12 protein-coding genes and 1 pseudogene are annotated in these 12979 nt (G+C 66.8%); 8 read left to right on the top strand and 5 right to left on the bottom strand.

The window, feature by feature from the left end:
* Nucleotides 1–194: 194 nt before the first annotated feature.
* Nucleotides 195–332: a hypothetical protein gene (locus ACIA5H_RS31465; RefSeq protein ID WP_397079485.1), complete on the top strand. Its 138-nt coding sequence runs from the start codon at nucleotides 195–197 to the stop codon at nucleotides 330–332.
* 180 nt (nucleotides 333–512) lie between these two features.
* Here ACIA5H_RS31465 and ACIA5H_RS31460 read toward each other — a convergent pair.
* The 3 genes and pseudogenes from ACIA5H_RS31460 to ACIA5H_RS31450 form a co-directional block, all read right to left on the bottom strand.
* A pseudogene (locus tag ACIA5H_RS31460) lies at nucleotides 513–836 on the bottom strand (pyridoxamine 5'-phosphate oxidase family protein); the annotation flags it as partial.
* Nucleotides 837–989: 153 nt separating this feature from the next.
* The gene (locus tag ACIA5H_RS31455; RefSeq protein WP_397079340.1) at nucleotides 990–1778 is read right to left on the bottom strand and encodes an IclR family transcriptional regulator; all 789 of its coding nucleotides are present in this window, start codon (nucleotides 1776–1778) and stop codon (nucleotides 990–992) included.
* 52 nt (nucleotides 1779–1830) lie between these two features.
* Nucleotides 1831–2292 (bottom strand): MarR family winged helix-turn-helix transcriptional regulator, encoded by a 462-nt coding sequence (locus ACIA5H_RS31450; protein WP_397079337.1) that lies wholly within the window; start codon nucleotides 2290–2292, stop codon nucleotides 1831–1833.
* A 103-nt stretch (nucleotides 2293–2395) separates the two neighbouring features.
* Between ACIA5H_RS31450 and ACIA5H_RS31445 the strand changes: the two genes are divergently transcribed.
* The 5 genes from ACIA5H_RS31445 to ACIA5H_RS31425 are packed head-to-tail and all read left to right on the top strand — an operon-like array spanning nucleotide 2396 to nucleotide 8361.
* A complete protein-coding gene (locus ACIA5H_RS31445) occupies nucleotides 2396–3484 on the top strand; it encodes an NAD(P)-dependent alcohol dehydrogenase (RefSeq protein WP_397079335.1) in 1089 nt (362 codons plus the stop codon).
* The gene (locus ACIA5H_RS31440) at nucleotides 3481–4911 is read left to right on the top strand and encodes an aldehyde dehydrogenase family protein (RefSeq protein ID WP_397079333.1); all 1431 of its coding nucleotides are present in this window, start codon (nucleotides 3481–3483) and stop codon (nucleotides 4909–4911) included. Before ACIA5H_RS31445 ends, ACIA5H_RS31440 begins: the two co-directional genes overlap by 4 nt.
* 21 nt (nucleotides 4912–4932) lie before the next feature.
* Complete coding sequence (locus ACIA5H_RS31435) at nucleotides 4933–6522, top strand: bifunctional 3-(3-hydroxy-phenyl)propionate/3-hydroxycinnamic acid hydroxylase (protein ID WP_397079331.1); 1590 nt, start codon at nucleotides 4933–4935, stop codon at nucleotides 6520–6522.
* Nucleotides 6523–6553: 31 nt separating this feature from the next.
* Nucleotides 6554–7426, top strand: a complete 873-nt coding sequence (locus tag ACIA5H_RS31430) for a fumarylacetoacetate hydrolase family protein (RefSeq protein WP_397079329.1) — start codon at nucleotides 6554–6556, stop codon at nucleotides 7424–7426.
* An 8-nt stretch (nucleotides 7427–7434) separates the two neighbouring features.
* The gene (locus ACIA5H_RS31425) at nucleotides 7435–8361 is read left to right on the top strand and encodes a VOC family protein (protein ID WP_397079327.1); all 927 of its coding nucleotides are present in this window, start codon (nucleotides 7435–7437) and stop codon (nucleotides 8359–8361) included.
* Between the two features lie 58 nt (nucleotides 8362–8419).
* Here the strand turns inward: ACIA5H_RS31425 and ACIA5H_RS31420 are convergent, their stop codons facing one another.
* Together ACIA5H_RS31420 and ACIA5H_RS31415 are read right to left on the bottom strand one after the other, a co-directional pair.
* Nucleotides 8420–9223: a DUF3533 domain-containing protein gene (locus tag ACIA5H_RS31420; RefSeq protein WP_397079483.1), complete on the bottom strand. Its 804-nt coding sequence runs from the start codon at nucleotides 9221–9223 to the stop codon at nucleotides 8420–8422.
* Between the two features lie 215 nt (nucleotides 9224–9438).
* Nucleotides 9439–10122 (bottom strand): hypothetical protein, encoded by a 684-nt coding sequence (locus ACIA5H_RS31415; RefSeq protein WP_397079325.1) that lies wholly within the window; start codon nucleotides 10120–10122, stop codon nucleotides 9439–9441.
* Between the two features lie 336 nt (nucleotides 10123–10458).
* Between ACIA5H_RS31415 and ACIA5H_RS31410 the strand changes: the two genes are divergently transcribed.
* Together ACIA5H_RS31410 and ACIA5H_RS31405 are read left to right on the top strand one after the other, a co-directional pair.
* Nucleotides 10459–12057 (top strand): bifunctional 3-(3-hydroxy-phenyl)propionate/3-hydroxycinnamic acid hydroxylase, encoded by a 1599-nt coding sequence (locus ACIA5H_RS31410; RefSeq protein WP_397079322.1) that lies wholly within the window; start codon nucleotides 10459–10461, stop codon nucleotides 12055–12057.
* Entirely contained in the window at nucleotides 12050–12979 is a 930-nt protein-coding gene (locus ACIA5H_RS31405; RefSeq protein WP_397079319.1) for a VOC family protein, read from the top strand. Before ACIA5H_RS31410 ends, ACIA5H_RS31405 begins: the two co-directional genes overlap by 8 nt.

The following is a 12979-nucleotide window of genomic DNA, read 5'->3' as shown; positions in this document are numbered from 1 at the left end:
GCTCGGATGCCTTGCGGTGCTCGTCGTTCTCGTGCTGAGCGATCACGGCCAGGAGTTCACGCACCCACGCCGGTTACTGCTCGCCGGTTCCGGCCTCGGCCACGTCGCGTTCGATCAACGAACGGATTATCGTTGTCGCTCCCGAAGGCGGGGTGGACGCGGCTGTTGCCGCGTGGCGCGAGACCACTCAGTTCATGCGGCAGCGCACGGGGCTCCTGCGCGCGGACCTCTATCGCGAAACCCTCAGCAGCACTGTGCTGATCAATCTGGCGGTGTGGGAGTCCGCTGCTGCGCTGCTCGATGCGGTGCGGGATCCAGGTTCGCCGAGGTGACAGGCGGTTACCCGGCGGGGTGCAGATGTACGCGCCACAGCATGCGGACCCCATGATCGGCCCACAGCGCTCTTGTCGGTGTGATGCGGTGAAGACCCGTTGGCCTTGGTCGGGCAGTTTGATGTTGTTGTACATCGACGTGTCGGCGAGCCAGGGGAACTGGGCGAAGCTCAATCGCACGGCATTCTGGATCTCGTCGGCATCGGTGACCAATGTTGCGCGGCCCTGCATTTGCAACGAGCGGGTCAGGCGGCGCCCGGCGTATCCGTCGTCGGGCAAATCGTTCACGACGTAGCTGACATTCGGATTGGCCTGCAAAGAGGCGTGCTTGCGGTTGTATTGAAAGGCGTGAATGTAGGCGATGAGCCCGTCACCGGCGATATGCATCGCCGCGGCCGAGGGAAATCCGTCGGCATCGATCGTGGCCAGGGTGGCGAGTTCCTCCGTGCGCAGCAGCTCGGCGATCGAGTCCCGGATCTGTTCGAGGGTCGGTTCGGCTTTCATGCGACGAGAACTCCCGTCGCGGCGGGACAGGTCAACCGGCGCCCGTGGTCGAATTCGTGTAGCGCGATCATCCAGGTCTCCTCTTCGATGGGGTGGCCGATTCGGCCCATCGTAGAAATCAGTTCCTAGATATCTGTACGGATGTCCTGATATTCAGGAGTCATGAAGTTCGAGCTGGCGTGAGATCTCCGCAGCAGCGTCTCTCACCGCGGCCTCCACATCGCGCAGCCGGCTGCGGGGGACCCGGGCGGCGAGGGCGGCGACGCTGACGGCGGCGCAGACCGATCCCGCGGCATTGCGTACCGGTGCGGCCACGCCGAGGATGTGGGGGTCGAGTTCGCCCTGCGACACCGCGATTCCGGCTTTGCGAATACGAGACAGCCGCGTGCGCAGCGCCGCGGGATCGGTGAGAGTCTTGGGGGTGAACCGTTCGAGCGGGGCCTGTTCGAGTACCGAGGTGACCTCGTCGGGGTCGGCCCAGGCGAGCAGGACTTCGGCCGCCGCGCCCGCGTTGATCGGCAGCACCTGGCCGCGCTCGTAGGAGAGCCGAACCGCGTGCTTGGCTTCGACGAGATCGAGGCAGACCACCGAGCGGCCGGAGCGGCGGGTCAGCAGCACCGTTTCGTCGACGTGTGCGGCCAGCGTTCGCATCACCGGCAAGGCGGCCTCGGAAAGCCCGAGGCCGGCGCGGGCGAGGCGCGCGAGTTGAAATATCCTGGGCCCCAGTCGGAATCCGCCCGGAGTTTCCTCGATGAATCCGTTGCCGGACAGGCTCTGCAAGTACCGATAGCCGGTTGAGCGGGCGACGCCGAGCCCGGCGGCGACTTCGGTACCGGTCCACACCGGCTTTTCCGCGGAGAACAGCAGCAGGATATCGAGCGCACGGTCGGCCGTGGAGTTGCGTTCCCGGTAGGTGCTCGGCGCAGCGTTGCGTTCGGTCATACGCACACGCTAATCACCGTCGTCAGTCCTGTAAAGCAGGATGCTTGTGCTGTTATATAGGATTCTGTTCGCCGAGCGCTTCGGCCAGCGCACGCAGATCCGGCAGGGCCGCCGCGATGCGCGCGCGGGACTGCTCGCTCAGCGTCGCCAGCGCATCGGAAACCCCGGCGTCGAGACGGTCGGCGAGTTCAATGCTCGCGGCGCGCATCTTGGCGGTGGGATGGAGTTGGATCACCCGGCGGTCTGCGGGGTCGGGGCGCCGGTCGAGGAATCCGTCCTTGGTCAGGTTCGAAACCAGGGTGCTGACATTGTTGGGCTGCATGCGCAGCGCTTCGGCGATTTCGCGGACGGTGATGCCGGGGCGGCTGTCGACCAGTTTGAGGACCTCGACCTGGGCGAGTGGTCGCGGATTCTCGCCACGGGGCGTGCCCTGGCTCTGCCGGAGCGCTCGATGCAGTGTCCAGCTCGTGCGGGTGATCTCGGCCGGCAGGTCGCCGTGGTTCGTAGGAGGCACACCCCGAGTTTAGCTCTAGTGGTAGATCTTCTTGATATCCTCCGTGTCCTGCATTACAGGATGATGCTTTTGCAATGCAGGACACAATCGTAGCGTGGCCTTCATGCCGATCGATTCCCTCGCCGCCGTGGCCCGTGCGGCCACGGACAATTTTTCCTGGGAGAACGTCATCCTCGACGACCCCGGCCCGGGTGAGGTGCTGGTCCGCATCATTGCCGCCGGGGTCTGCCACACCGATCTCTCGGTCCTCGCGGGCCGGTTACCGACGCCCCTGCCCGCCGTTCTCGGACACGAAGGCGCCGGTGTGGTGGAAGCGGTGGGCGCTGGTGTCACCACCGCGGCGGTGGGTGACCGTGTGGTGTTGTCGTTCGCGTCCTGCGGCGCGTGCGCCCGCTGCCGGACCGGGCGTCCCACCCAGTGCCCGACCTACTTTCGGCTCAATTTCGGAGCCCGCAGGCCTGATGGGACAACGTCGCTGCGGGATCGGTCGGGACAGCCCATCGGCGGAATGTTCTTCGGTCAGTCCTCGCTGGCACAGTATGCGGTCGCGTCGCAGCACAGTGTCGTGCCGATAGCCGTCGAGGACGACGACGAACTGGCGATGCTCGCCCCGATCGGGTGCGGAATCCAAACCGGTGCGGGCGCAGTGCTCAATCTCCTTCGCCCGCAGCCGGGATCGCGTGTCGCCGTGTTCGGGGCGGGGGCGGTCGGTCTGTCGGCGGTGATGGCCGCGCGGTTGTGCGGTGCGAGCGAGATCGTGGCGGTGGACCGGGTTCCCGCCCGGCTCGGTTTGGCGCGCGAGCTCGGCGCCACCGCGACGACGACGGACGCGGGCGAACTCCGTGAGTTCGACTTCATCATCGAGACGACCGGGGTTGCGAGCTTGCTCGAAGGTGCACTCGAACAGATCCGGGCGGGCGGCACCGTCGCCGTCATCGGCGCACCTGCGGCGGGAACCCGCATCGCGGTCGACGTCAACGCCATGATCGACGGTCGGACCCTGCTCGGTGTCACCGAGGGCGGCAGCGACCGGATCACCTTCATCCCGGCCCTGATCGAGCTGTACCGAGGCGGACGGTTGCCGCTGGATCGGTTCGTGCGCTTCTACCCACCGACCGAACTGCAACGCGCTGTCGACGACACGCGCGCCGGTATCACCGTCAAACCCGTCATCCGATTCGAGGCCCCATGACACTCCCGCACGCCCGCAACCTCGTCAACGGCGAATGGCGCGACGGCCACGCCGTCGGCACCAGCCTCGACCCGGCCACCGGCCTGCCGTTGGGCACCTTTGCCGACGCGGGCGCCGTCACCGCCCGGGCGGCGATCGACGCTGCCCGGCGAGTATTCGACACCACGACGTGGTCGCAGGACCGGCACGCCCGGGCAACGGCGCTGTTCGCGCTCGCCGACGCGATGAAGCGTCGCCGCGGCGAACTCGTCGAGCTGTTGTCCCGGGAAAACGGGAAGAAGCTCGCCGATGCCGCCATGGAGGTCGACGCCACCATCCCCAAGCTGCGATACAACGCTGCCCTCGCCCTGACCGACAGCGGCCGGGCCGCGCAGCTGGCGCCGGGGATGTATTCAATGGCGTTGCCCCAGCCCATCGGTGTCGCCGCGGTGATCGTGCCATGGAACTCGCCGATCATCCTGGCGGTGCGCTCGTTCGCGCCCGCGCTGGCCGCGGGGTGCACCGTGGCGATGAAGATGCCGGCGCAGACCGCACTGACGAACGGGCTGCTCTACGAACTCATCGCCGAGGCGCTGCCGCCCGGTGTCGTCAACGCGTTCACCGAATCGGGCAACACCGGTGCGCCGGTCCTGGTCTCGGACCCGAACTCCGATGTGATCAGCTACACCGGCTCCACCGCGGTGGGGCGCGCCATCATGGCGGCCGCGGCACCCGGCCTCAAACCGGTCTCCCTCGAACTCGGTGGCAAGTCGCCGATGATCGTGTTCGACGACGCCGATCTCGACGCGGTCGCGCCGGCGCTGACCGCCGCGATCACCACCTTCAGCGGCCAGTTCTGTATGGCCGGTAGCCGAATTCTGGCGCAGTGCGGCATCGCCGACGAACTGCGTGAGTTGATGGCCGAGGCGTTGACCCGGGTGAAGGTCGGTCCCGGCAACGATCCCGGGACCGACATGGGTCCGCTGATCGACCGCGCCGCGGCCGAGCGCGTCGACCGGCTCGTCGACGAAGCGGCCGGATACGCGAAGGTGCTCGTCCGTGGCGGACTGGTCGAGCCGACCGGCGCGAGCGCCTTCCTCCGTCCCGCGCTGATCGAAGTGGCGGACGTGACGATGCCGGTCGTACAGGAAGAGATCTTCGGTCCGGTAGCGACTTTCGAGATCTTCGATACCGAACTCGACGCGATCGAGCGCGCCAACGCCACCCAATACGGGCTGGCCGCTTCGATCTGGACGCGGGATGTCGACCGCCCCCTGCGGGTCGGACGCCGGATCGACGCGGGCACCGTGTGGACCAATACCTGGGGCGTCATCCACGACCAGATGGAGGAAGGCGGCTTCAAGCACAGCGGGGTGGGCAGGCTCAACGGCCGCCGCGCGATCGAGGAGTTCCAAGAGATCAAACACCTTGTCCATCAGGACAACTGAGAACCATTCGAGCGAGGATCAATGCGCAATCCAGATCACGACGTGGTGATCGTCGGCGCGGGACCGGTCGGGTTGGCCACCGCGCGCATGCTCGGGCTCCGCGGCCACGATGTGGTCGTCGTGGAGCGCTGGCCGCAACCGTATCCGCTGCCACGCGCCGTGCACTTCGACGACGAGATCGGCCGGGTATTCGGATCGATGGAGCTGACCCGGCAGATCCGGGCGATTTCCGACCCGGTGCCCGACCATTACGAATGGCGCAACGCGGTCGGCCAGGCCTTGCTGCGCATCGACTGGTCGGGCACCGGACCCAACGGCTGGCCGACGGCCAACTTCTTCTCTCAGCCCCAGCTCGAACAGGTGTTGGCCGACGCTGTCGAGACGATGCCCAATGTCGCGCTGATTTGCGGGACCGAGGTCCGCACCGTCGACGAGCAGCCCGGCCACGTGGTGGTCGGCGTGGCCGACACCGTCGTCGACTCCGGGCATGCCGCCCCCGCCTCGACCGTTGATCGGACCGTGACTGCCCGCTATGTCATCGGCTGCGACGGAGCCAACAGTCTCGTGCGCAAGCGGATGGGCGCGACGATGCACGATCAGGGCTTCTTCTTCGACTGGCTGATCGTCGACACGATCCCGACCGACGAAATCGTCTGGTCGCCGCAGAACTGGCAGCTGTGCGATCCCGCCCGCCCGACCACGATCGTTTCCGGTGGGCCGGGTCGGCGCCGCTGGGAATTCATGCGGCTACCCGGTGAGGACCCCGCCGAACTCGGCACCGTCGAGCGGGCCTGGGAGTTGTTGTCGGCGTGGGGGAGAACCCCGGCCAACACTCGCCTGGAACGGCACGCCATCTACACCTTCGCCGCCCGCTGGGCCGACCACTGGCGCACCGGGCGAATGATGATCGCCGGCGACGCAGCCCACCAGATGCCACCCTTCGCCGGCCAAGGGATGTGCTCGGGGCTGCGCGACGCGGCCAACCTGGCCTGGAAACTGGATCGAGTCCTGCGCAGGGTGTCGCCGCCGGATCTGCTCGACACCTACACCAGCGAACGCAGCGTGCACGTGCAGCACGCGATCGCGATGTCGGTGGAGTTGGGAAAGGTGATCTGCGTGCTCGACCCGGACGAGGCGGCTCGGCGCGACGCCCGCATGCTCGCCGGAAACGCCGATCCCGCAGTGGTATTGCCCGTCACTGCCCGGCCCGTGCTCGGGGCCGGAGCGGTGCGGGCGAGCGGGGAACTGTCGGGGACGATGAGTCCGCAATTCCCCGTCGAAGTCGACGGCGCCGCGGTCCTGCTGGATGGTGCCACCGGATGCGGGGCGCTGCTGATCCTCGCCGCGCAACGACCGGCCGCCGACCTGCTCGACGAGCGACTGCTCGCGTCGCTGGCCGAGGCGGAGGTGACAGCATTGTCACTGGCCGACCGCGGCAACCCTGACCTGCGTGATCACAACGGAGCCTGGACGGCATGGCTGGCCGCCAATTCGCTTGCCGCCGTGCTGATAAGGCCCGACCACTACGTATTCGGCACGGCCGAGGCCATCGACGGCGCCGCGACCCTGGCGGCCGACTACCTCGCCTGCCTGACGACCAGCGTCTCCTGACGCACCCACATTACAGAGGAGAACACCTGTCATGCGTATTGCGAACCTGCGGGGCCGCGCGGCCATCGTGCACGGCGAGCCAGGACAAGAGCGTGCCGTCGACATCGCCACGGCTTCGGCGGGCCGATTCAGTGGGGACTTCGCTGAGCTGTATGCCGATTGGGGTGCAGTGCGGGACTGGGCGGTTGCTCTGGCATCCGAAGAGATCGAAAAGCACTCGGTCGCACTCGACCGCTCCGAGCTGGGCGCACCATCGCCTGCTCCGCGACAGATCTTCGCGGTCGGACTGAACTACCGGGCCCATGCCGCCGAATCGGGATTCGATGCGCCCGAATATCTTCCGCCGGTCTTCACTAAATACGTCTCCAGTTTCAGCGGCCCCGACACCACGGTGACCATCCCTGAAGAGGGAAATGTGGACTGGGAGGTCGAACTCGTGGTGGTGATCGGGCAGACATTGCGGTGCGTCGAGGCTTCGCAGGTGTGGGTCGGGGTAGCGGGCTTGACCGTGGGGCAGGACATCTCGGAACGCGTTTCCCAGTTGCGCGGTCCCGCACCGCAGTTCGGGCTCGCCAAATCCTGCCCCGGGTTCTCGCCCCAGGGCCCGTGGCTGGTGACACCGGATGAGTTCGCCGATCCCGACGACCTCGAGCTCGGGTGCTCCATCGACGGTGAGGAAGTGCAGAAGGGACGCACCAGGGACCTGATCTTCCCGGTCCCGTCCCTGATCGCCGCCCTGTCGCAGACGGTCACGTTGCTCCCCGGCGATGTGATCTTCACCGGCACGCCTGCCGGAGTCGGTGTCGGCCGCGAGCCGAAACGGTTTCTGCGGCCCGGTGAACGTCTCGATTCCTGGATCGAAGGCATCGGTACGTTGCAGCAGACCTTCGTCGCGACGCGGTAGCGGCCGACATGGCACTGCACGGACTGGGCAAAGTCACCATCGGGGTTCCCAACCCCGCCGAAACCATCAGCTACTACACCGATTTCGGGCTCGATCATCTCGGTGAGGGACGATTCGCCACCCGCGACGGCGGTGAACAGCTTCAGGTGGTGCACGCACCGTTGCGTAAGCTGCTCGACCTGACCGTGGCCGCCGACGACAGCGACGACATCGCCTCGGTGGCCGCCCGGCTCGCGGCGATCGGGGTGCCGAGCGACAGCAATCCGCTGTCGGTACGTGCCGTCGAACCGATCACCGGCACCGTGGTGCGGGTGCTGGTGCGACCGCGCATCGTCACCGAGCCGGCCGTAGCGGCGACGCCGTATAACGGCCCCGGCCGCATCGACCGGTGGGGCCGGGCACCGTTTCTGTCGCGCACCGAACCGGTCCGGCCGCGCAAGCTCGGGCACGCGGTGCTCGGTAGCACCGACCTCGCCACCACGATGCGCTTCTTCGTCGACGGCCTGGGGTTCAAGGTCAGCGACTACATGGGCGACAAGGCCGCGTTCTTGCGCTGCTCGGTCGAGCACCACAATGTGCTGGTGCTGGCCGCGCCGGTCAACTTCATGCATCACACCAGTTGGCAGGTCGACGACATCGACGAGGTCGGCCGGGGTGCGCGCGCGATGCTCGAAGGTCATCCCGAACGTCACATCTGGGGTCTGGGCCGCCATTTCGCCGGCGCCAACTTCTTCTGGTACCTCAAGGATCCCGCAGGCAACTTCTCCGAGTACTACTCCGATATGGACACGATGCCCGAAGACGAGCTCTGGAGCCCTGCGGTACTGGAAGGTCTGCAAGGCCTGTACGCCTGGGGTCCGCCGCCACCGCCGTCATTTCTGGAACCCGAAGACCTGGCCGCACTGATGAGCGGCGCCCACTCCACCCGGGGGTGAGTTCCGCGCGCTGATCCACGTCGCCGAGTCCTTCGACAGAGGGGCTCGGCGACGTGGGTCATGAGACGGGTGCTGTGGTCGCTTGGCTGCCCGACGCTGTGGGTGCAGTCGGATCCTTGTGCTGGGGTATACGGTGCAGGAACTCCTGAATATGGGCGATGGCCCGCGGATGGATTCGGTGCAGACGGTGCCGGTCGTAGTACAGGTTGCCGAGCAGGCCGGCCGCGAGTCCGGCGAGCAGACCGACCACCAGTAGGACGAGTGCACGGCTCAGGCCCGCGTCGGCGTGCGCGTCGAAGTAGATGATGGCGCGGATACCGTCGGCGACGGCCCGAATTGCCTCGAACGAACCGAGGAAACGCCAGAAGGGCGGCATGGCCTGCTGTGGAATCGTGCCGCCCGACACCTGAATCGACCAGCCGATGAAGACCATGCTCACCACGATGCCGATCGGGCCCCACAGGGTGACCACTGTCAGCGTGCCCGCCCCGATCGCGTTGATCGCGAGCAGGCTGAACAGCCACAGCACGCCACAGTGCGGCAGATCCAGATCGAGCACGAACACGCTCGCGGCCAGAATCGCGGTGGCCGTGGGTACCGAAGCGATCGCCAGGGTGAGGCACTTGGCCACGTACCTGCCGACGCGGGTGATCCGACGCGGCGGCAGCATGCGCCGCTCGGGTCCCATCTCGGTCGGGCCGAAACCCAGTTCGGCATCGACGAGTCCGTTGACCACATTCGATCCGAGGAAGCCGACCATCATCAAGAGCACGGCATAGAAGAAGGCGGTCATGCCGTTGCCGGTGCGATCGCCGAACGGCAATGCCCGATGATGGGCGATGGTGACCGGGTCGGTGAGCAGAACCGCGTTGGCGGGGCTGATCGCGCCCGGCGCGTGGGCCAGAATTTGCCCGGCGGCCGCGGTCTAACTGGTGCGTGCCGCCGATTCGGCGATCCGGGTGCCTGGTTCTATCGGCCATCTGTGACGTCACTCATCGGTGGATGTTGACGCCGGTCGAGAGCGGGAGAGCTTCGTATCGGCGAATTCCGACGTCGTGATCCCCGGTCCCCCCGGGGTTAGTGGCCGCTGAGGCCCCATGCGTCGAGTCCGCTGTAGATGTGGGCCTCCTGGCAGGGGGGAGTGGTGTAGCCGACGGCTTCACCGCGGTAGATGGCGATGAGCGAGTCTTTGCCCCGCCACCAGGTGTCGGTGAGCCCCTGAACCTCGGGCACGGGCTCGAATCCGTCGAGATCCACCTCTTCGACGGCGTCGCCCTTGATTCTCGTGGTGGTCCGGGCCCAGCGGCCGGCGTGGTGGGCCAGTGCCAGGGCTTCTACCCATCCCTGTGTGCTGGCGTGCAGAGGTGTCCAATGGTTGGCGTCGATTCCGAATTCGCCTCCGGGCCCGATCATGAATCCGTAGCCCATCGATACGCGGCAGTCGCCGGCCGGAAAGCACCACCCGTCCGTGCCCCGGTCCTCGGGGAAGTCGGCTTCGAGAACACGCGGGCCGCCCTCGTACGCGGGGGCAGGGGGCAGGGCGATGCCGCCCCAGACTTCTTGAAAGGCCACGGCCCGGTCGATCTCTGCAGCGGGTATCCCGTGCTCGAGCCATATGTCCCGATAGGGGCGGAGATCCTGGCAGGGCAGACGCATCCCGTGCGTTTCAACGAAGCCCCGGGCCCGGCGGCTCAGGCTTTCCGGCGTTCGAGGCGGCAGCGGCACGGCACTCATGAGCAGATAGCGAAGGCCGAACAGCACGAACAGAGGAATCCGAGATCACCGATCATGATGCGAGCCTAGATCGTGGCTCTCGGCGATCTGCGGCAGTCCGCAACCCGGCGCCTGTAAGCGTCAGTTTTCACCATTGGTGGCTGCTTCGACGGAGTCGACTGGCCGAGGGGGCTACGGGACATTATTTAACTCTAACATTATATGTATAACACTAGAGTATTATTGCCCGGGTGAGCCTGCTCGTGTGCCCGCGAAGTGCTGAACGTGAGCGTCCTGTAATACAGGACGATACTTTTGTAATGCAGGACACCGTGTCAGGGTGGGGCTATCGAGTTCGTACCCGAAGCGGGAGAAGGTGAGGTGATGGCGCCGGTGAAGTCGCCAGACGAAACCGAGGTGGTGATCTGCGGTGCCGGGCCGGTCGGTCTCACAGCCGCAGCCCTGCTCGCCGCACGAGGTGTCGACGTGGTCGTGGCCGAACAGAATCACTCGACCAGCGACGAGCCCAAGGCCATCAGCATCGACGACGAATCCCTGCGGGTGTATCAGCGCGCGGGCATCGTCGATCAAGTGCTGCCGATCGTGGTGCCGGGCACGGGCACTCGTTACTACGACCGCCACGGGGCGCCGCTGTTCCAGGCGCGTGGTCCGCAGCCGTTCCGCCTGGGGTACCCGTTCAAAAACCCCTTCGCGCAGCCCGATCTCGAGCGGGTGCTGGTCAAAGCGCTGGGGCAGATGCCGAATGTGTCGTTGCGGTTCGGCGTCGAAGTGACCGGGCTCGGCCAATCGGCCGACTCCGTGCGAGTTCACGCGCGCACCGACAGCGGCCCGGTGACCCTCGACGCTGCCTACGTCCTCGGCTGCGACGGAGGTCGATCGGTGACCAGGCTCAGCCAGGGCATCGAGATGACCGGGCGCAGTTACCCCGATGTGTGGTTGGTCGTCGACACCCTCGACGATCCGCACACCGAACGCTTCGCCATGCACCACGGCGATCCGGCACGCCCGCACGTCATCGTGCCCGGGCTCGACGGCCGCTGTCGGTACGAATTCCGGCTCTTCGACGGCGAGGGGACACCCGCCGAGGCCCCATCTTTCGAGCTGATCCGCGCCTTGGTCGCGCCCTATCGCGACCTGACACCGGCGCAGATCGAACGTGCCGTGAACTACCGGTTCAACGCGGTCGTCGCCGACGAGTGGATGCTCGGACGTTCCTTCCTGCTGGGCGACGCGGCGCACATGATGCCGCCTTTCGCCGGACAGGGACTCAACTCCGGCATTCGGGATGCGGCGAACCTGACCTGGAAGATCGCCGACGTCCTCGCCGGCAGGCTCGCGCCGTCGGTGCTGGCCAGCTATCAGCGCGAACGTGCTGCCCATGTGCTGGCCACGGTGCGGATGTCGGAGCGCTTGGGGCGCGTCGTGATGACGACCTCGGCGCGACTCGCCGAGCGCCGCGACGCGGTGATCGAGCGAGCTTTGGGCACCGTGGAAGGTCGCGCCTACCTCGAGCAGATGCGGTACCGACCCGCCCAGCGCTTCACCGAAGGATTGGTTCTCGATGCCGATCGACATCACGGTGTCGGAGTCGCGCTGGGGCAGCCGCTGGTCTTCGACACCGCGAACCACAGTGTCGCCCGGCTCGACGACGTACTCGGCATGGATTGGGCGCTGATCGGTGTCGATGTCGCCGAGCAGGCGTGGGAAGAAGCCGAGCCGGTAGTCCGGCAGCTCGCGACGACTACGGCGCTGCTCGCGCTGGGGGAGTACCTCCCGCGGACCCGTCGCCGGGTCCTGATCGACGTCGACGGGGCAGCCGCCCGCGAATTCGGACCTTACGCGGGGCAATTCGTGCTTCTCCGCCCGGACCGGGCGGTAGCGGCCGCCTGGCACCCCGACCGGACCACCGACACGGTGGCCGCCATCTCGACCTGGACAGAAAGGGCTTCGAGCCATGGATAGACCACAGCGGATCGTCTTGCAGGAACGCGCGGCGGCGGGCACCCTGACCCGCACCACCGTGTCCCACATCGGATTCCGCGTGCCCGACGTCGCGGCGTCGGCCGCGTTCTACGGCCGGGTGCTCGGATTGCAGGTGCACGAGCAGCTGCCCAAGGGCGGTCTTCGCCTGGGCTGGGGCACCGGTCACCACGTCATCGACCTCGTCGAAGGCGAAAAGGGCTTACACCACTACGGTTTTGAGGTCCGCGACCTCGACGGCGTCGAGGGCATCGCGAAACGGCTGACCGCCGCCGGGCACGCCGTCTCGCATCTGGACCCGACCTATCTCGATGCGGGACTCGGCGCCGCCACCGGCATCGTAACCACCGACCCGCACGGCACACCCGTCCACTTCCACACCGCGGTGGCGCGCGAGGGCGAGAATGCCGCCGACACCGGTCGCCGGCCGATCAAATACCAGCACATCACCCTGGCGACCGACGACGTGGTGCCGATGGTGGAGTTCTTCGTCGACACCGTCGGATTCCGCATCTCCGATCAGCTCGAGGACGGCCGATTCGCGTGGCTGCGCAGCGACCGCGACCACCACACCCTGGCGGTGGTCAACGTCGGTGCGGGCGGCGACATCGACCACTACTCCTTCGACTTGGCGGAGTGGGAGGATTTCAAGGCCTGGTGTGACCGGCTGACCGACGAGAACGTCGATGTCACCTGGGGGCCCGGCCGTCACGGCCCGGGCAACAACCTTTTCATCTTCTTCGACGACCCGGCGGGCAACCACATCGAACTGTCCGCCGAGATGGAGAAGTTCCACGACGACCGCGCGAACTATGTGCCGCGCCGGTGGAAGCCGATCCCCAATTCCGTGAACCTGTGGGGCGGCCAGCTCGCCTCCTGGCGCAAGACCAGCGAAGGACACTGA

Origin of the sequence: Nocardia sp. NPDC051900, assembly GCF_044452545.1 — a bacterium.
GTDB classification, from domain to species: domain Bacteria; phylum Actinomycetota; class Actinomycetes; order Mycobacteriales; family Mycobacteriaceae; genus Nocardia; species Nocardia sichangensis.
The sequence above is the reverse complement of the archived record's forward strand: the minus strand, read 5'-3'. Positions and strand labels throughout refer to the sequence as shown.